This is a genomic window from Corynebacterium uterequi (assembly GCF_001021065.1).
Classification (GTDB): Bacteria; Actinomycetota; Actinomycetes; order Mycobacteriales; family Mycobacteriaceae; genus Corynebacterium; species Corynebacterium uterequi.
On the sequence record NZ_CP011546.1, the window covers coordinates 138642 to 157751 of the forward strand.

Below are 19110 nucleotides of genomic sequence, written 5' to 3' on the forward strand. Positions count from 1 at the left end.
GCTCCGGGGCGCGGGGGCGTGGGTAGGCTAGGTCACCGTGGCACTCTATAGAAAGTACCGGCCGGCCCGCTTCGCGGACGTCGTCGGCCAAGACCAGGTCACCCAGCCGTTGACGAAGGCGCTCGACGCCGGGCGCATCAACCACGCTTACCTGTTCTCGGGACCGCGGGGCTGCGGCAAGACGTCGTCGGCGCGCATCCTCGCCCGGTCGCTCAACTGCGTGGAGGGGCCCACCTCCACCCCGTGTGGCCGGTGCGAGTCCTGCGTGTCCCTCGCGCCGGGCGGACCGGGCAACCTCGACGTCATGGAGCTCGACGCTGCCAGCCACAACGGCGTCGACGACATGCGTGAGTTGCGCGAACGCGCCATCTACGCCCCGGCGGAGTCCCGCTACCGCGTCTTCATCATCGACGAGGCGCACATGATCTCTAACGCGGGATCCAACGCCTTGCTCAAGGTGGTGGAGGAACCACCGGAGCACCTCATCTTCATCTTCGCGACCACCGAGCCGGAGAAGGTCATCGGCACGATCCGCTCGCGCACCCACCACTACCCGTTCAGGTTGGTCGCGCCGCCGGACATGCGGTCGCTCATCGAGCGCATCGTCACCGAGGAACAGGTGGTGGTGGACCCGGCCGTCTACCCCCTCGTCATCCAGGCCGGTGGGGGATCGCCGCGCGACACCCTCTCCATCCTCGACCAGCTACTCGCCGGGGCGGGGGAGGACGGCCTTGACTATGACTCCGCCCTGCCCCTGCTGGGAGTTACTGACCTGACGCTCATCGACGACGCGGTGGGCGCACTCGCCGCGGCCGACGCCGCCGCCCTTTTCGGCATCGTCGGCCGGGTGATCGATTCCGGCCACGAACCGCGCCGCTTTGCCGAGGATCTGCTCGACCGGCTCCGGGATCTCATGATCGTCGCGGCCGTGCCCGACGCTTTCTCGCAGGGCCTCGTCGACGCTCCCGACGACCGCCAGGCGATCCTCGCCGATCAGGCGAAGCGCTTCACCGGCGGGCGTTTGCCCCTGCTTGCGGAAAAGCTCAACGACAGCCTCAAGGACATGCGTGGGGCGACCTCGCAGCGGCTGCTGCTGGAGATCGCGTGCGCCCACATGCTCGTCGACGCCGCCCCGGCCCCCGCCCCGGCGGCGGCCTCCTCTAGGGACGCGGCAGCGGCAGCGGCGGCGGCCGCAGTCGCGGCAGGGTCTCAGGCCCGGACACAAAAGCAGGCGGCCAGCAGCCCCCAAGGCAAGCCCTGGGAGCGTCGGCCGGAGGCACCGAAGGCGGAGCCACAGCCGCAGCACAAGCCGGAGCCCGCGCCGCAGCCCGCGCCGTCACCGCAGCCAAAGCCCAAGGCGGAGCCGAAACTAGCACCCACGCCGAAACCAGCACCCACGCCGGAACCTGCACCCACGCCCGACGGGCCTACCGCCGCGGACGTCGTCGCGGCGTGGGCGGACATTCGACGCGACATCGCCGAGACCAACAAGGTGGCCGCCATCATGCTCGCCGAAGCCAAGGTGCTCGGGGTGAGGGAGGACACCTTGGTGTTGGGGCACAACACCGGGGCGCTGGCCCAGCGCATCAATGCCGAGAGCAACAACAAGGACATTGTCACGGCGGTGTCGAAGCGTTTCGACGTCTCCTGGCAGGTGCGGTGCGTCGTCGGCACCGATCCCGCCGCTGCGGGCTTTGATGGCTCGCCGGCGCCGTCGTCGCCGCGGCAGCCGAGGCGAGTGGGTAACACTGCCGCCGCGCGTGACAATGAAGGCAAGAACAGCGGCGACGCCTCCGACGCCACAACCACAGCACCATCGCCGGGCCAGGGCGCGTCGGCGGGTGACGGTTGGGGAGCGCCCGCGGCTGTGGGGGCAGGCGCCCCTGCTTCCGCGTCAGCTGAGCCTTCGACGGTGGCAGCATCGCCGGCGGCACCCGCGCCGCAGCAGTCGGCTCCAGCGGAACGGCCCACGGCGCCGGCGACGTCGCCTCGGCCCGCCGCGCCCGCCCCGGACGACTGGCGTTCCCGTATCCAACAGGCCAGTGCCCATGCGGCACAGGCTGAGAAGCAGCGCTCTGCATCCACTTTCTCTTCCGGCGCGCCGCTGCCGCCGGAGCCGTCCTTCCCGGAGGACGCGCCACCGGAGGAGATGGGAACCGACCGACCGTCGATGCCCACCCCGCCGGCGCCGTCGCTGTCCCGGGAACAGGAGGAACAGATGATGGCCTCCGAGGCGCAGGAACCCGGGCAGCGAGACCACCGCGACGGCATGCAGGTGGCGGTGGACCTCGTCGAGGCGGAGCTGGGAGCGCGGCGCGTGTAGCGGCCTGCTGGCTACACTGGGCTGGACAACTGACGACACCAACGAAAGGCTTAGCATGACCACTCCGCAGCAGCCGGATATGAATGAACTGCTCGCCCAGGCCGCCGAGATGCAGGCCCAGCTCCAAAAGGCCCAGGAAGAGATCCTGGCCACCACCGTGACCGGCACCGCCGGCGGCGGCCTCGTCGAGGTCACCATGACCGGTGGCGCGGAGCTGCGCGCCGTGCGGATCGACCCGAAGATCGTCGACCCGGAGGACGTCGAGACCCTGCAGGACCTCGTCATCGGCGCGTTCCGCGACGCCCACCAGCGCGCCGGGCAGATCGCGGAGGAGAAGCTCGGCCCCTTCGCCGCCGGCGGGGCGGGCTTCGGCATCTAGCCCGTCCGGGCCGGCGTCTATGATGGTTGGGTTAGTTGCCCAGCCATTAATGTCATCGGCTACGGAAGGTGCGTGGAAAGCGTCGTGTTTGAAGGCCCCCTGCAAGACCTCATAGATGAGTTCTCGCGGCTGCCGGGCATCGGCCCGAAGAGCGCCCAGCGCATCGCCTTCCACCTCATGCGGGTGGAGCCGGACGACATCGATCGGCTCCGCGCCGCGCTCGCCGCGGTCCGCGACGGCGTGACCTTCTGCCGCATTTGCGCCAACATCTCCCGCGAGGACGTGTGCCGCGTGTGCGCCGACTCCGGGCGCGACCGCTCCACCATCTGCGTGGTGGAAGAAGCCAAGGACATTCAGGTTATCGAGCGCACCGGGGAGTACTCGGGCCGCTACCACGTTCTGGGCGGGGCGCTGGACCCGTTGGCCAACGTCGGCCCCAAGGACCTCACCATCGCGCAGCTGTTGCAGCGCATCGGCGGGGTGCTGCCCGATCGGGAGCTAGCGGACTCGACGCCCACCGACCGCCGCTACGACGACGCCCCCGAAATCACCGAGGTCATCGTCGCCACGGACCCGAACACGGAAGGCGAGGCGACGGCGGCCTACCTAGGCAGGCTGCTGCGCGAGTTCCCGGGCCTGACGATCACCCGCTTGGCGTCCGGTATCCCGTTGGGCGGCGACCTAGAATTCGTCGACGAGCTCACCCTGTCCCGCGCGCTCGCGGGGCGTCGAGCGCTGTAGAGCGGCGCTATTGTCCGTCTGGCGCGGTGGGGGACAACAGCTTCGTCACACCCCAGTAGACGAAGGCGAAGGCGAGGGCAATGATGGCCCAAAAGATAAGAAAGTTGACCGCCCATTCCCGAGCCGCTACAGACCGGGAGACTGCATCCGTCGCCACCGCCGGGCATCGCTGTCGAAGCTGGGAACCGAGCGCGGCATCGGGTTGTGGGAGCACAACGGCGATTCCCTAGCCGTCGGCCCGCCGCGCGGTCGCCTTTAGGGCAGTCGCTCGAAGCGCAGCCGGGCGACGGCCGGCAGGTCCAGCGGTTCCAACTCGGCGAGCGCGATCCCCATGGCCTTGGCCAGGAGCAGGTCGGCTAGCTGGGGGTTGCGGGCCAGGACGGGGCCGTGCATGTAGGTGGCGATGACGCTGCCTTGCACGGCGCCTTCCGCGTAGCGCTGGCGTTCGCCGTCGGAGAGGTCGACGGTGGCGGCGTCGTCGGCGTTGCCCACGCCCTGGGTGACCGTGCCGAGCGGCTGCGCGCCGGGGCCGAGGATGGTGGCGCCCATGTGGTTTTCGAAGCCGGTCAACGGTTCGGTGAGCTCGGCGGTGATGCCTTCCCGGGTGGGGGTGGAGCCCAGCTCACCGATGGCCCGGATCTGCATGGAGGCGGTAGTGGCGTCGATGAGGCCGACGCCATCGACGACCCGGTCGGAGGCGCGGAAGGATTCGCCGAGGACCTGCAGGCCAGCGCAAATGGCGAGGACGGGCCGGCCAGCGTCGGCGGCGCGGGTGAGCCCACCGTCGTTGATGAGGTGCTCCGCCGCAAGGATCTGGGCGGTGTCTTCGCCGCCGCCGACGCAGTAGACGTCGAGGGTTTCGGGTACTGCTTCGCCGAGGTGGACGCGGTGGATCTCGGCGTCGATGCCGCGCAAGCGGGCGCGTTGGCGCAGGACGAGGGCGTTGCCGTCGTCGCCGTAGGTGCCTAGGACGTCGGGCAGCATCAGCCCGATGGTGAGACGATCAGCCACGGTAATCCTCCTGCTTGGTCAGGTCTTTCTTGAGGTCACGGAAGGCGGTGTAGTTGGCGAGCACCTCGATGCGCCCCGGGGGGCAGGAGCGGATGGCCTCGATGGTGTCGTGGATCAGCTCGTGGGAGATGTCGGCGTAGGTCAGGCGCACGGCGAGGTCGGTGCCGCGCTCGCCGGCGGCCTTGACCGCTAGGTCGTCGAAGTCCTCGAAGCGGACGTCCCACAGCCAGGACAGGTCCTCGCCGTCGGCGACCTGGCCGTTGACGGCGATGACGAGGCCGTCGGCGGTGCGGTCCACCATGGTCAGCGCCTCCTGCCAGCCGGCCGGGTTCTTGGCCAGCAGCAGGTGGACGCTGCGATCCCCAAGCTGCACGGTGGAGTAGCGCCCGGCGACGTTATCGACCGCCGACGCGGCGGCGATGGCGTCGTCGAGCGGGATGCCGAAGCTGCTCACCGCGGCGGCGATGGCCTGGGTGGCGTTGCCGCGGTTGGCGCGTCCGGGCAGGGTGAGCGTCAGCTCCCGCTCGCCGGCGGGGGTGAGCATGCCGTGGTCGTCGACGGACCAGGTGGGGGTGGGGCGGCGGAACTCGCGGCCGTCAGGCAGTTTCTTCACCGCGTACCAGTCGTCCTCAGTGCGCACGACGTGCCCGCCGGTGCGGGGGCAGGACACCGAGTCACCGAGCCACCCGGCGCCGGCGGACACCCACACCACGTTGGGGGCGTCGTAGGCCACGGAGGTCATGAGCACGTCGTCACAGTTGGCGACAACGAGCATGTCGGGGTGCGCGTCGACGGCGGAGCGCAGGGCGCGTTCCAGCTTGTTGATCTCGCCCACGCGGTCGAGCTGGTCCCTCGACAGGTTGAGAAGGACCAGGACCTGGGGGTTGAGCCGGTCGGCGACCGCGGGAACGTGCAGCTCGTCGACTTCGAGGACGATGGCGTCGGCGTCCTCGCCGGCGAGCAGCGCGGAGATGATGCCGGCGTCCATGTTGTCGCCGCCGTCGTTGGTGGCGACGCGGTACTGCCGGCCGACGGCCGCGGCGAGCATCCGCGTGGTGGTGGACTTGCCGTTCGTGCCCGTGACGAGGGCGGTGGGGCGGGAGCGCCCGAGAGATTCCATGATGGAGGGGTCAATCGCGCTGGCGATGAGGCCGCCGATCATGCCGCCGGCACCACGCCCGGTGGCTCGCGACGCGCGGGTCGCCAGTCCGGCAGCGGTGATCGCGGCGTGAGAACGCAGTCGGCGCAGGGGGCCGGGGAGTTGTCGACTCATAGCCCCTAGCGTAATACGCCGCCGGTGGCGAACGACGTTAAGCGCGCATCGTGGTGAGCGCGTCCAAGAATTCGCGGTCGCTGACCAGTGGGATGCCTTTACGCGCCGCGTGCATGGCCTTGCCGACGAGCTTCTCGCGGGCGTTGCACACCACCAGGGAGGACTCGCGGGTGAGTTTCTCGGAGTAGACGAGCTCGGCGCGCAGGGCCGCCTCGATGATTCGGTCCGGGTCCTCGGCGATCTCGGGGGCGACGACGACCTCCATGCCGGCCTTGAGCCCTTCGGCCGGGTCGTAGACCCCGGGATTGGGGAGGGGACGAGGCGCGTCGACGGCGTCGACCCGCACGCTGGAGCGCTGCAACCCGGCGCGGTCCGCCCGTAGGTCGCCCGGCTCGTACTGCACGAGGCTGTCCGCGTCGCGCGCTAGCTGCTCCAGGTAGAGCTCGATGAGCACGTCGGTGAGCTCGCGGGCGACCTCCGCGGCGTCGCGACGCGCGCGCTCCACGCTCGCCGTCGGGTCGGGGGCATCAAGCCCGTAGTGCCGGGCGACGGCGGCCACCCGAGTATCGGGCAGGGTGACGAGCTGGCGGCGGGCGGTGGCGAGGGTATCGACGATCAGCGCCGGCTCGGGCACATGCCCGACGCGGCGGCGCCGGCGGTGCCGTCCCCTCCCGCGGGAACGGTTGGCTCGGGCGGCGGTGTGCATGGCGATGCGCGCCTCGGAGACGATGAACCCCCACACGCTTGGCGCGTCGTGGGCGATGAGCACCCGCCCGTCGAGCAGCGCGTCGAGGGCCTTGAGGTGCTTGGAGAAGGCGACTGCCTCCGCGATCTCCTCGGCGGTGAGGCCGTGCATGTGCGTCGGGCCCGGGTCGGTGCGGTGCTGGCTGCGCTGCGGGTGCTTGCCCTTCGCCGCCGTCTTCCCGGCCTTGCCGTTCCTGCTACCCTTGCCGCCCTTGCCTCCCGCCGTCGCCTCCGCGGTGCTGTGGGCGGTGCTGTGGGGGGTGCCGGGGTTGAACACGAAGCGTTGGTGTTCGCCGATCTCCCCAGCGTCGGAGAATGTCACCGCGTCGAGGGTAATTAGCCGCGACGTCGCGGGGTGCAGGCCCGACGCGTGCCCGACGACGGCGACGTACGGATATTCCTGCACGCTGGGGTCAGCGGCTGGCTCGACGGCGGTGCTACTCATTACCCCGAGCCTAGTAGCCCTTCGGTTCGTAGCCGGCCGCGGCGCGGTTGACCGCCGAGGTGCACGCCTTGAGCGAGGCGAAGGTGGTGGAGCCGGCGATGCCGACACCCCACACCTTCGCGGTGCCCACCGTGGCGTTGATGTAGCAGGCGGCCTCCGCGTCGTCGCCGGCGGAGCGGGAGTGCTGGGAGTAGTCCTGCACTTCGAGCTCGATACCCAGCTGCTCCAGGGCGTTGGCGTAGGCGGCGATGGGGCCGTTGCCCTCCCCGGAGATGGTGTGGGTGTCACCGCGGTACTCGACGGTGGCGGTGACGCGGGCGTTCGCGCCGTCGGTGCGGGCGTTCTCCACGTCGATTTCCAGCTGCTTGAGGACGTCGTCGCGCTCCAGGTATTCGGCGGCGAAGAGGTCCCACATGGCCGTGGAGTCGACCTCGCCGCCTTCGGAGTCGGTCACGGCCTGGACGACGGAGGAGAACTCCTGCTGCATCGCCCGCGGCATGGCGATGCCATGGTCCGTCTTCATGATGTAGGCCACGCCGCCCTTGCCGGACTGGGAGTTGACGCGGATGACGGCCTCGTAGGTGCGGCCGACGTCCTTCGGGTCGATGGGCAGGTAGGGCACCTCCCACGTGGTTTCGCGCAGCTCTTCCCAGGTGACGTCGGTGCTCGACGCGCCGGGCTTGACGATGGCGGCCAGGGCGTCGAGGCCCTTGTTGACGGCGTCCTGGTGGGAGCCGGAGAAGGCGGTGAAGACCAGGTCGCCGCCGTAGGGGTGGCGCTCCGGGACGCGCAGCTGGTTGCAGTATTCGACGGTGGCGCGGATCTTGTTGATGTCCGAGAAGTCGATCTGCGGGTCCACGCCCTGGGTGAGCATGTTCAGCCCCAGGGTGATGAGGTCCACGTTGCCGGTGCGTTCACCGTTGCCGAACAGGCAGCCTTCGATGCGATCCGCGCCGGCCAGGTAGCCCAGCTCGGCGGCGGCGATGCCCTCGCCGCGGTCGTTGTGCGGGTGCAGGGAGAGGATGATGGAGTCCCGCTTGGCGAAGTTGCGGTGCATCCACTCGATCTGGTCGGCGTAGATGTTCGGGGTAATCATCTCCACCGTCGACGGCAGGTTGATAATCATCGGGTTGTCCGGGGTGGCGCCCATGATGTCGACGACGGCGTCGCACACCTCGAGGGCGAAGTCCCGCTCGGTGCCGGTGAAGGACTCCGGCGAGTACTCCCAGCGCCAGTTGGTATCCGGGTAGTCGGCGGCGATGGTCTTAATGAGCTCAGCAGCGTCGGTGGCCAGCTTCTTGATGGCCGGGCGGTCCTTGCGGAAGACGACGCGACGCTGCAGCTTCGACGTGGAGTTGTAGAAGTGCACGATGACGTTGCTGGCGCCCTCGCAGGCCTCGAAGGTACGGCGAATGAGATGCTCGCGGGCCTGGACGAGGACCTGGATGGTGACGTCCTCGGGAATCATGTTCTTCTCGATGATCTCCCGGACGAAGTCGAAGTCCGTCTGGGAGGCCGACGGGAAGCCGACCTCGATCTCCTTGTAGCCCATCTTCACCAGCAGCTCGAACATGCGGCGCTTGCGCTCGGGGCTCATCGGGTCGATGAGCGCCTGGTTGCCGTCGCGCAGGTCCACGGCGCACCACTGGGGGGCGCGGGTGATCTTCTTATCCGGCCAGGTGCGGTCAGGCAGCTGCACGTCCTCTACCTCTTCGGCGAAGGGCAGGTAGCGGTGGACCGGCATGGCGGAGCCGCGCTGCTTGTTCCAGGCGGGCTGATCCGCTGGTACGGGGCCGGAAGGGGTGGTGATGTCTTGCGGAGCGGAGATAAAGGAGTTGGAAGGGCTCATGGGGATGTCCTTAATGCGTCGGGTCGCGGGAGCCTTAGCCCCGCGGGATTCTCAGCTACAGTTCGCAGCGCCAGTCTATAAAACCTGGTAGCTGCGGCTTTCACGACCGGCAACAAAACCTCCGCGACGGGGTGCCGGTCGTGTTCTGCCAGGTCAGGCCCCGCCGCGGCACAGAAGGAGGCCGCTGTGGCGGCGTGCCGCAATACGCATGGTGCTCACTGTAGTGCGGTGGATCACGATTGTCGATACGAACGGCGAGAAAATGCGGAATACCCCGCCTACTGGTCCCGTTACTCCTGCCGGCGGCTGAGCTGGATAGTCCCGGCCGTCATGGCGCTGATCGCGACAGCCATGACCACCCAGCCGGCCACCGAGTCGATCTGGAAGTGCTCGCGGAGCACGATCATGCCCACCGTCAGCGCCACCAGCGGCGTCGACACGCTCATGGCCGGCAGGGAATGGCGAAGCTCCCCGGAATTAAAGGAGTACTGCTGGACGACGGTCCCTAGCACCGCGCCGGCGATCATCCCATAGGTCTCCCAGGCCACCAGCGCCGCGCCGGGCCCGTGGTGGACGACGACGTCGATGAACGCCTTGGACAGTACCGCCACGTACCCGAAGAGGGCGCCGCAGACGATGCCCAAAGCCAGGGCGCGGCGGGGTCCGTGCAGGTAGGTGGCGATCCAGGTGATTGTGCCAAGGGCCAGGCAGCCGACGATGAACGCCCCCATCCACCGGTCAGCGGGAGGGTCGACGTCGCCGGGAAGCGGCTTGCCCAGGGTGACCACCACCGCCACGCCGGCGGTAAGGATGATCGCCCAGACTGTCTCGTGCCGGGTCATGCGCCGCCGGCTCATTCGGGCGGAGAGGACGAGCGTGAAGAGCAGCGACAGCACCAGGGTTGGCTGCACCACGAGCAGGGTTCCGAAGGCCAGGGCGGTCGCCTCCAGGAGGTAACCCAGGATGGCGGTGGACATGCCCGCCCACCACAAGGGGCTGGTAAGGGCGGTGACGATGGGGGAGTCGCGCAGCGATCCGTTCTGGTTTCCGCGGCGGGAGATGCGGTGGCGCACGACGGTTCCCCACGCGATGACCAACGCCGAAGCGAGGGCGAAGGCGACTGCGAGGACATCATTGTGCACGTCGACCGAGCGTAGTCGGGCCGCGGACAGCCAATCCAATCCATCCCATATGGTGAGATCAATTCGGGTTGCCAGTGAGATATCTATTCCGGCTAAGATATCTACCAATCATCATCCCAACCTAACGCACAGGAAGGTGGCCCCTCGTGGCACTGGTCGTTCAGAAATACGGCGGTTCCTCACTGGAGTCGGCCGAACGAATTCGCGCCGTGGCGGAACGCATCGTCGCCACTAAGAAGGCCGGCAACGACGTCGTCGTCGTGTGCTCGGCCATGGGTGACACCACCGACGAGCTGTTGGACCTCGCCGCCCAGGTCAATCCCGTCCCGCCCGCCCGCGAGATGGACATGCTCCTTACCGCCGGCGAGCGCATCTCCAATGCCCTGGTCGCCATGGCCGTCGCATCCCTCGGCGGTGAGGCCCAGTCTTTCACCGGTTCGCAGGCCGGCGTGTTGACCACGGAGCGCCACGGTAACGCCCGCATCGTCGACGTCACCCCGGGCCGCGTCACCGACGCCCTCGCCCAGGGCAAGATCTGCATCGTCGCCGGTTTCCAGGGCGTCAACAAGGAAACTCGCGACGTCACCACCCTCGGCCGTGGTGGTTCCGACACCACCGCGGTGGCGCTGGCCGCCGCCCTCAAGGCCGACGTGTGCGAGATTTATTCAGACGTCGACGGTGTGTACACCGCGGATCCGCGCATCGTCCCCGATGCGCAGAAGCTCGACAAGCTCAGCTTCGAGGAGATGCTGGAGCTGGCGGCGTCGGGCAGCAAGATTCTGGTGCTGCGCAGCGTCGAATACGCCCGCGCCTGGGGCGTGCCGATGCGCGTCCGTTCGTCTTATAGCAACGACCCCGGCACTCTCGTGGCCGGTTCAATGGAGGATATTCCCGTGGAAGAAGCAGTCCTGACCGGTGTCGCCACCGACCAGTCCGAAGCCAAGATCACCATCCTCGGCGTCAAGGACGTCCCCGGCGAGGCAGCCAAGGTGTTCCGCGCCCTGGCCGACGCCGAGATCAACATCGACATGGTGTTGCAGAACGTCTCCGCCATCGCCGACAACACCACCGACATCACCTTCACCTGCCCCCGCGCCGCCGGCCCGGAGGCCCTGGAGCTGCTCAGCAAGCTCAAGGCCGAGGGCGGCTGGGAGAACGTGCTCTACGACGACCAGATCGGCAAGGTCTCCCTCGTCGGCGCCGGCATGAAGTCCCACCCGGGGGTCACCGCCGACTTCTCCGAGGCCCTGCGTGACAAGAACATCAACATTGAGATGTTCACCACCTCGGAGATCCGTCTCACCGCGGTCATCCGCGAGGCCGACCTCGCCGAGGCCGCCCGCGCCATCCACGACAAGTTCCAGCTCGGTGGCGACGAGGTCGCCACCGTCTACGCCGGCACCGGCCGCTAGCGAACGTAAAAGATCCCACCACCTTTTAGCTTTTAGGAGCCCACTTCACCATGACCACCGTTGCAGTCGTAGGCGCCACCGGCCAGGTCGGCCGCGTCATGCGCGACATCCTCATCGAGCGCAACTTCCCCGTGGACACCGTCCGCTTCTTCTCCTCGCCGCGTTCCGCCGGCACCGAGCTGGACTTCAAGGGCGAGGCAGTCGTCGTCGAGGATCTCACCCAGCAGACCGTTGAGTCCCTCAAGGGCATCGACATCGCCCTGTTCTCCGCCGGCGGTTCGACGTCGCAGCAGTGGGCCCCCGTCTTCGCCGAGGCCGGCGCCAAGGTCGTCGACAACTCCTCCGCCTGGCGCAAGGACCCGGTGGTCCCGCTCATCGTCTCCGAGGTCAACCCGGACGTGGCCGCTGACCTGCCCAAGGGCATCATCGCCAACCCGAACTGCACCACCATGTCCGCCATGCCGGTGATGAGCGTCCTGCACAACGCCGCCGGCCTCAACCAGATGCACGTCTCTTCCTACCAGGCGGTGTCCGGCTCCGGCCTGGCCGGCGTGGAGACCCTCGCCAAGCAGGTCGCCGAGGTGGGCGACCGTAACGTCGAGCTCACCCACGACGGCTCCGTGCTCAGCCCGGAGGACCTCGGCCCCTACGTTGCACCCATCGCGTTCAATGCGGTGCCGTGGGCCGGCAACCTCGTCGACGACGGCTCCTTCGAGACCGACGAGGAGCAGAAGCTGCGCAACGAATCCCGCAAGATCCTGCGCATCCCGGACCTGAAGGTCTCCGCCACCTGCGTGCGCATCCCGGTGTTCACCGGTCACACGATGGTCATCCACGCCCAGTTCGATAACCCGATCACCCCGGAGCAGGCGCAGCAGCTGCTCGCCGACGCCCCGGGCGTGAAGGTCGTCGACGTGCCGACGCCGCTGGCCGCCGCCGGTGTGGACGAGTCCCTGGTCGGGCGCATCCGCCAGGATCAGACCGTCGAGGACAACAAGGGCCTCGTCCTCGTCGTCTCCGGTGACAACCTGCGCAAGGGCGCGGCGCTCAACACCATCCAGATCGCCGAGCTGCTGGTGTAGTCACTAGCACCACCCGGCCCCTCTCCTAAAGACCCCGTGCGCACCGCGCCGGCGGGAGAGGGGCTTTCGTGCTTCTTAGCTTTCCCGGGCGGTGGGTTCGGTGTGCTCGACGTACGTGACCGGGTTGGATACGTCGGTGCGGTCGTAATCGGGGAGATCGTCGTCGGCCTCCAGCTGGTCGTGGATCTCCTCCTCAAGATGCTCCGCCAGCACGGCGTCCTCGATGTTGGAGTCCTTTGTCAGCTTCGCCAGTTCCCGCTCGTTGCGCTTGGAGAAGCGCAGCCGGGGGTCCAGCTTGCGCTGGGTCAAAGCCAGGGCACGGGCGCGACGGCGGCCCTCCGCGCGGAGCTTGGACCCGCCGCGCAGCCACGCCGTCGACAGCACGACGATCATGAGGATGCCCAGGTAGCCCAGGACCGGGTAGAGGTAGGCGACGAGCGACTGGAATCCGACGAAGGACAGCGCGAAGCCGATGAGGCAGGCGGTGATGAACACCGGCCGGTACAGGCTGCGACGCTTGCGGGTCAGCCGCTTGCCGAGGGCGAAGAACATCGCGATGGCGGTATTGAAGATCATGCCGAAGATGACGAAGGTCATCGCGACGCCGAGCGCCGGGTGGATCTCGTTAATGAGCGTGAGCACTGGCATCGCCGTGCCGTTGACGGTCTCCACCTGAAGGAAGAGTGCGATGACGAGCAGCAGGAGCATGAGCAGGTAGAAGAACCCGCCGAGCATACCGCCGTAGCCGGCGGCCTTCGTGTCGACGAAGTTGCCGCCGATGACAATCGCCATGGACACCGAGATCATGACGTTCATGCCGGTGTAGTTGATGGCGGCCAGCCACCAGTTCGGCAGCGCCGCGGAGCGTTCGATCTCCTGGGTGGCGACGTTGAGCTCCGCGATGCTCCACTGCGACGTCATAAGCGTGTACACCGTCACTCCCACGATGAACAGGATGACGAAGGGGGTGATGGCGCCGATGACCGCGGACACCTTATCGACGTCGAGCATGCCGGTGATGAGCACGAGGATAAGCAGGATAAGCGCGCCCGCCCACACGGGCAGCCCGAACTGCTGGTTGAGGTTGGATCCGCCGCCGGCGAACATGACAAAGCCGAAGGAGAACAACGAGACGATGGTCGCGATGTCCAGGATCCAGGCGAGTGCCTGGTTAGAGATGTTGCTCAGCACGTTCATGTGCTCGCGGGCCTGGTAGTAGCTTCCCAACTGCAGCAGTGACACGCCGACGACGATCATGAGCGTCGACGAGAGCAGAACGCCGAGGATGCCCTTCGTGCCGAAGGTGACGAAGTACTGGATGGCTTCTTGCCCCGAGGCGAAGCCGGCGCCGACGATGACGCCGGTGAAGGCCATGGAGATGGCCAAGGCACGTTTGAACATGATCTACCGTTTCTCGTTGCGTTCGGCGGCGTCGGAGGCGTCGTCGTCCACCTCGACGTAGTTCGTGTCGCCCTGCGCGACGGGCTCGGTGTGGGTGACGTAGGTGACGGTGTCGGACTCCTCCTCGCGGTCGTAATCCGGCAGGTCGTCGTCGGCCTCCAGCTTGTCGTAGATCTCCTCCTCGATGGACTCGGTGAACGCCGCATCCTCGATGTTGGAGTCCTTGGTCAGCTTCGCCAGCTCACGCTCGTTGCGCTTGGAAAAGCGCATCCGCGGGTCAAGCTTGCGCTCAGTCAGAGCCAACGCCCGGGCGCGTCGACGCCCCTCGGCGGTGAGCTTGGTGCGGCCACGCAGCCACGCGGCGGAGAGCACGACGATCATGAGGATGCCCATGTAGCCCAGCGCCGGGTACACGTAGGCGACGAGGGACTCGAAGCCGACGAAGGACAGCACGAAGCCGATGAGGCAGGCGACGATGTAGACCGGTCGGTAGAGGCTGCGACGCTTGCGGGTCAGCCGCTTGCCGAGAGCGTAGAACATACCGACAGCGGTGTTGAAGATCATGCCGAAGACCACGAAGGTCATGGCGATACCCAGCGACGGGTGGATGTTGTTGATGAGGGCGAGCACCGGCATGGCGGCGCCGGTGACGGTCTCCACCTGTGCGAACAGCGCCAGCACGAGCAGGAACAGCATGACCAGGAAGAACAACCCGCCAAGCACGCCACCGTAGCCGGCGGCCTTCGTGTCCATCATGTTGCCGCCGATGACGATGGCCATAGAGACCGCGGTCATGACGCACAGGCCGATGTAGTTCAGCGCGGAGATCCACCAGTTCGGCAGGGTGGTGGCGACGTTGTCCACGGCGTAGGCGTGGAGCCCGGCGAAGTCCCATTCCGAGGTGGAGATGGTCCAGATGGTGACAAAAAGGATGAAGATGATGACGAAGGGCGTAATGGCGCCGATGACGGCGGTGACCTTGTCCACGTCAAGCATGCCGGTGATGAGCACGAGGACGAGCATGATGAGGGCGCCCACCCACACGGGTAGCCCGAACTGCTGGTTGAGGTTGGATCCGCCGCCGGCGAACATGACGAAGCCGATGGCGAAGAGGGTCACGATCGTGGAAATATCGAGGATCCAGGCCACCACCTTGTTGGAGATGCGGCCGAGCACACTCATGTGTTCCTGGGCTTGGAAGTAGCTGCCGAGCTGCAGCAGGGCCACGCCGGTGACGATCATGAGGATGGATGCGACGGCCGCGCCGGCGACACCCCACAGGCCGAAGGCGACGAAGAACTGCAGCGCCTCCTGGCCGGAGGCGAAGCCGGCGCCGACGATGATGCCGGTGAAGGCCAGGGCTATTGACAAAGCGCGTTTAAACATATCGGCTAATTTTCCCTATCAGCGACGCTGCCCCGCCACGTACACGAAGAATCTTGGCGTGCGCGCCCTCGGTATGGCGCGGTGGCGACTCGATGGGGACTAGCTTAAGGAAGACAGGCATCGCGAGTATCGAGCACCGTCAAGGGTAATAGGTTGCTCAGGTGCGTTTCAGCTTGGACACCCTTGGCGTGGCATTTTTTCAGCTCTTGGTGGTGGCGATGAGGTCGCGCCGGGCGCGGGCCACGCGGGAGCGGATGGTGCCGATGCGCACGCCGGTGATGGTCGCGGCCTCCTCGTAAGAGTATCCGAGCACTTGGGTGAGGATGAGGGCTTCACGACGCTCAGCAGGCAGCTGGTCGATGAGCGAGCGGGCGTCGATCCACTCGCTCCACTGCGATTGATCGGCTCCGAGGTCGGGGGTCGCGGCGGTGGCGTCTTCGTAGGTGACAGTGCTCGCTCGCGGCCGGGAACGCTCCCGCCGGATGTTGTCCACCCAGGCGCGCCGGGCGAGGGAGAGCAGCCAGGTGCGCGCCGACGAACGCGCGGCGAAACGCGGCAGCGCGCCGAGGACGCGGAGATAGGTGTCCTGGGTGAGGTCGTCGGCGAGCTCGGGGCCGGCGAGGTGGGCGAGGAGACGCCAGACGTCATCGTGGGTGGCGCGGATGAATTCGTCGAGGGCGCGCTTGTCCCCTTTGCCGGCACGCAAGGCGAGTTCGGTGACCCGATCGTGCTGGTGAGGGGAGCTAGTGGACACTTTCGACAGAGTAGCAGTCGGGCTCGGTGAAAAGTAGGCCGTCACGATTGTCAGAAGCGACGTAGGCTTCTTGATGGGCTCACCCTTGCGGGATCCACCGAAGGAAACTACCCTATAAGTGGTACGCAACTAATAGACCAGAGCTATCTTCCAGTCCAGGACACGAGAGGAGAATGCGCGATGGCGAACGTCGACGACATTCTGAACCGCGGGCTCCAAAAGCCCGCCAACCCCAAGAACTCCCAGCGCCACTCCGGCGCCCCGGTGGCCAGCGAGAACCACTCCATCACCCAGGGCAGCCAGGGTGCCGTCATCCTCAATGACATCCACCTGATTGAGAAGCTGGCCCACTTCGACCGCGAGATGGTGCCGGACCGCATCCCGCACGCCAAGGGTCTCGGCGCCTTCGGCGAGCTGCACATCACCGAGGACGTCAGCAAGTACACCAAGGCGGACCTCTTCCAGCCCGGCCGGGTCACCCCGATGGCCGCCCGCTTCTCCACCGTCGCCGGCGAGTCTGGCTCCCCGGACACCTGGCGCGACGTTCACGGCTTCGCCCTGCGCTTCTACACCAACGAGGGCAACTACGACATCGTGGGTAACAACACCCCGGTGTTCTTCCTGCGCGACGCCATCAAGTTCCCCGACTTCATCCACTCCCAGAAGCGCCACCCCGCCACCGGCCTGCGCTCCGCCGAGATGCAGTGGGACTTCTGGACCCGCACCCCGGAAACCACCCACCAGGTCACCTACCTCATGGGCAGCCGCGGCACGCCGCGCTCCGCGCGTGAGATGAACGGCTATGGCTCCCACACCTTCCAGTGGATCAACGCCGAGGGCACCCCGGTGTGGGTCAAGTACCACTTCCTCTCTCAGCAGGGCGTGCACAACTTCACCGACGCCGAGGCCACCAAGGCCGCCGGCGAGACCCCGGACCTGCACCGCCAGGACCTCTACGAGTCCATCGAGGCCGGCGACTTCCCCCGCTGGGACGTCTACGTCCAGATCATGCCGGTTGACGAGGCGGAGAACTACCGCTTCAACCCCTTCGACCTGACCAAGACCTGGTCCAAGAAGGACTACCCGCGCATCAAGGTCGGCTACTTCGAGCTCAACCGCAACCCGGTGAACTTCTTCGCCCAGATCGAGCAGCTGGCGCTCGACCCGAGCAACCTCGTCCCGGGCATCGGCTTCTCCCCGGACAAGATGCTCCAGGGCCGCATCTTCGCCTACGCCGACCAGCAGCGCTACCGCATCGGGCCGAACTACCGCCAGCTGCCGGTCAACCGTCCGGTGTTTGATGTCAACACCTACTCGCAGAACGGCGCCATGAACTACGAGTTCCAGGCCGCCGACCACCCGGTCTCCACGCCGAACGCCACCCAGTACGGCGCCGGCTACCTGGACGACGGCGTCACCTCCAACCACGGTGACACCTTCGGAGCGGCGAACCAGTACGGTGAGGCTTCCGACGCCATGATCGGCGTTGACGCTCACGGCACCGATCTCACCCGTGGCGCCTACATCAAGCACGCGGAGGATGACGACTACATCCAGGCCACCATCCTCTACCGCGACGTCTACAACGACGACGAGAAGGAGGAGCTCGCCAACAACATCGCCGGCGCGATGGCTGGTGTCTCCGCCGAGCTGGAGAAGCGCGTCTACGCCTACTGGGCCAACGTGGACAAGAAGCTCGCCAAGCGCGTCGAGGAGATCTTCACCGCCGCTAAGTAGCGGGGCCTAAGCCCACGACGCCGCCGGCCCCGTTAGAAGCGAGCGAATAGGCGGCGTCGCAGTGGCCGATCACCCAGGGGTCGTGACTGACCACAATGACGCCGGCCCCGGCTGCCGCCGCCTGCCGGAAATCATCAAGGGCATCAGTAATCTAGGGCAGCAGAAAAACCAGCAGGCCCAGCAGACTTAGCAACGAGTGGCTTCCGTTTCCTAGCGTTTGTCGCAGATCATGAGCACGATGTTTCATTGCAGGGTTGCCCGGAGCAGGGTCTTTCGTCTCCTGATCATTAGCTAGAACATTCCCCGATGGTGGCTGCCTGCCCACGACGAAGGCCGAGCCCGCTACGCGGCGGGCCCGGCCTTCAGTCAATGTAGGGTTCTCAGGGGCGCTGGCGCTCGGGGTCGCCTTCGCGTTCGGCGCCTTCCGGGGTGGAATCGACGACGGTGACGCCGTAGACCGCGCGGCCCATGTAGAAAGAGCCGACGGACGCGATGACCCACAGTCCGGCGATAGCGATGATCGCCCGGACGAAGTCATTGGGGTCGAAGCCTCGGGTAGCCCAGTCGTAGATGAGCTTCGCCACGATGAGCACCGGGAGTCCCACACCCACCAGCGGGCCCATGAGATTGACCCGGGTTAGTGCGTCTGGGGCGCGCCACTGAGCGATGGCGGTTACCAGCGCCATAGCCGCCGCGAGCACGACGAGGGCTGCCACGATGATTTCGTACCACGTCATTGCCCTTACCTCCTTCCTCGGGTGACGATGCGGGACATGGACAGCGTCGGCATGACCCCGGCCACGATTGCCGCCAGGATAGCGACCTCGTAGCTGATGAACGTCTCGTTGATGATCGAATAGGTGAGGTAGAACGCCACCATGCCGTAGAACACGAGGTCGGCGACCACGGCGCGGCTGACGACGTCGGAGGTCTTGAGGATCAGCGCCACGCCGGCCACCATGCTCAGCGCCATGACGGCCATCGAGGCGGCGATTATCCAGGAGAAGATGCTCACTTCACTACCCTCCTCGGGCTGGTGTAGTCGTAGTACTCGATGGGCAGCTCCTCGGCGGATCCCTGACCCGGAACCCCGTGGTCGATGCCCGCCACATGCGGGGCGAGACGGACCTCCATGTCGGCCAGGCCCCGGGTGATCTCCGCCGGGTCGTCGCCAAAGGCATCCTGGACCAGGAGGATGCGCGGGTCGCCGGGGCGGGCGGGTTCGCGCAGGCCCAGGGAGAGCGTTGACGGGGTCGCGGTGATGGAGGTGGAGAACCAGAAGATCTCCCAATCGCTGGTCACCCGCAGCGGGTAGCGAACCACCATCGGCGTGAAACCGATGTCGGGGCGCAAGGCCCGGGCTGCCACGGCGAAACCGGCGGCGAAGATCTCCTTAATGAGCCACGCGATGTAGACGATGGCGTGCATGGT

18 protein-coding genes are annotated in these 19110 nt (G+C 67.0%); 6 read left to right on the forward strand and 12 right to left on the reverse strand.

What is annotated here, in order from left to right:
- Positions 1-37 precede the first annotated feature (37 nt).
- The 3 genes from CUTER_RS00675 to recR all read left to right on the forward strand — a co-directional run bounded on the left by CUTER_RS00675 (position 38) and on the right by recR (position 3443).
- Complete coding sequence (locus tag CUTER_RS00675) at positions 38-2323, forward strand: DNA polymerase III subunits gamma/tau (protein ID WP_047258806.1); 2286 nt, start codon at positions 38-40, stop codon at positions 2321-2323.
- Between the two features lie 55 nt (positions 2324-2378).
- Complete coding sequence (locus tag CUTER_RS00680) at positions 2379-2702, forward strand: YbaB/EbfC family nucleoid-associated protein (protein WP_047258807.1); 324 nt, start codon at positions 2379-2381, stop codon at positions 2700-2702.
- An 84-nt stretch (positions 2703-2786) separates the two neighbouring features.
- Positions 2787-3443, forward strand: a complete 657-nt coding sequence (gene recR / locus CUTER_RS00685) for a recombination mediator RecR (RefSeq protein WP_047260473.1) — start codon at positions 2787-2789, stop codon at positions 3441-3443.
- A 7-nt stretch (positions 3444-3450) separates the two neighbouring features.
- Here the strand turns inward: recR and CUTER_RS11485 are convergent, their stop codons facing one another.
- The 6 genes from CUTER_RS11485 to CUTER_RS00710 all read right to left on the reverse strand — a co-directional run bounded on the left by CUTER_RS11485 (position 3451) and on the right by CUTER_RS00710 (position 9907).
- A complete protein-coding gene (locus tag CUTER_RS11485; RefSeq protein ID WP_144412216.1) occupies positions 3451-3657 on the reverse strand; it encodes a hypothetical protein in 207 nt (68 codons plus the stop codon).
- Positions 3658-3698: 41 nt separating this feature from the next.
- Entirely contained in the window at positions 3699-4427 is a 729-nt protein-coding gene (locus tag CUTER_RS00690; RefSeq protein ID WP_047260474.1) for a type 1 glutamine amidotransferase, read from the reverse strand.
- A gap of 19 nt (positions 4428-4446) precedes the next feature.
- Positions 4447-5727, reverse strand: coding sequence for a Mur ligase family protein (locus CUTER_RS00695; protein WP_047258808.1), 1281 nt, complete (start codon positions 5725-5727; stop codon positions 4447-4449).
- Between the two features lie 37 nt (positions 5728-5764).
- Positions 5765-6916 carry a DNA polymerase III subunit epsilon gene (locus tag CUTER_RS11815; protein WP_052843954.1) on the reverse strand — a complete coding sequence of 384 codons (1152 nt, stop codon included), beginning with the start codon at positions 6914-6916 and terminating at the stop codon, positions 5765-5767.
- Between the two features lie 10 nt (positions 6917-6926).
- A complete protein-coding gene (gene leuA, locus CUTER_RS00705; protein WP_047258809.1) occupies positions 6927-8765 on the reverse strand; it encodes a 2-isopropylmalate synthase in 1839 nt (612 codons plus the stop codon).
- Between the two features lie 290 nt (positions 8766-9055).
- Positions 9056-9907, reverse strand: coding sequence for a DMT family transporter (locus tag CUTER_RS00710; protein ID WP_047260476.1), 852 nt, complete (start codon positions 9905-9907; stop codon positions 9056-9058).
- A 146-nt stretch (positions 9908-10053) separates the two neighbouring features.
- Between CUTER_RS00710 and CUTER_RS00715 the strand changes: the two genes are divergently transcribed.
- Both CUTER_RS00715 and CUTER_RS00720 read left to right on the forward strand, forming a co-directional pair.
- Entirely contained in the window at positions 10054-11319 is a 1266-nt protein-coding gene (locus tag CUTER_RS00715) for an aspartate kinase (RefSeq protein WP_047258810.1), read from the forward strand.
- A 50-nt stretch (positions 11320-11369) separates the two neighbouring features.
- A complete protein-coding gene (locus CUTER_RS00720; protein ID WP_047258811.1) occupies positions 11370-12401 on the forward strand; it encodes an aspartate-semialdehyde dehydrogenase in 1032 nt (343 codons plus the stop codon).
- Between the two features lie 75 nt (positions 12402-12476).
- Here the strand turns inward: CUTER_RS00720 and CUTER_RS00725 are convergent, their stop codons facing one another.
- From CUTER_RS00725 to CUTER_RS00735, 3 genes are all read right to left on the reverse strand, one after another.
- Positions 12477-13802 carry a YkvI family membrane protein gene (locus CUTER_RS00725; protein WP_047258812.1) on the reverse strand — a complete coding sequence of 442 codons (1326 nt, stop codon included), beginning with the start codon at positions 13800-13802 and terminating at the stop codon, positions 12477-12479.
- Positions 13803-13805: 3 nt separating this feature from the next.
- Positions 13806-15188 (reverse strand): YkvI family membrane protein, encoded by a 1383-nt coding sequence (locus CUTER_RS00730; RefSeq protein WP_047258813.1) that lies wholly within the window; start codon positions 15186-15188, stop codon positions 13806-13808.
- A 199-nt stretch (positions 15189-15387) separates the two neighbouring features.
- On the reverse strand, positions 15388-15942 hold the full coding sequence (locus CUTER_RS00735) for an RNA polymerase sigma factor (protein WP_047260477.1): 555 nt from the start codon (positions 15940-15942) through the stop codon (positions 15388-15390).
- Positions 15943-16122: 180 nt separating this feature from the next.
- On the opposite strand from CUTER_RS00735, the gene CUTER_RS00740 reads away from it, so the two are divergent.
- Positions 16123-17679, forward strand: a complete 1557-nt coding sequence (locus CUTER_RS00740; RefSeq protein WP_047258814.1) for a catalase — start codon at positions 16123-16125, stop codon at positions 17677-17679.
- A gap of 380 nt (positions 17680-18059) precedes the next feature.
- On the opposite strand, the gene CUTER_RS00745 is transcribed toward CUTER_RS00740, so the two are convergent.
- The 3 genes from CUTER_RS00745 to CUTER_RS00755 are packed head-to-tail and all read right to left on the reverse strand — an operon-like array spanning position 18060 to position 19107.
- Positions 18060-18416, reverse strand: coding sequence for a Na+/H+ antiporter subunit G (locus tag CUTER_RS00745; protein ID WP_047258815.1), 357 nt, complete (start codon positions 18414-18416; stop codon positions 18060-18062).
- 5 nt (positions 18417-18421) lie between these two features.
- Complete coding sequence (locus tag CUTER_RS00750) at positions 18422-18694, reverse strand: cation:proton antiporter (RefSeq protein ID WP_052843955.1); 273 nt, start codon at positions 18692-18694, stop codon at positions 18422-18424.
- Positions 18691-19107 carry a monovalent cation/H+ antiporter subunit E gene (locus CUTER_RS00755; RefSeq protein ID WP_047258816.1) on the reverse strand — a complete coding sequence of 139 codons (417 nt, stop codon included), beginning with the start codon at positions 19105-19107 and terminating at the stop codon, positions 18691-18693. Before CUTER_RS00755 ends, CUTER_RS00750 begins: the two co-directional genes overlap by 4 nt.
- Between the last annotated feature and the right edge of the window lie 3 nt (positions 19108-19110).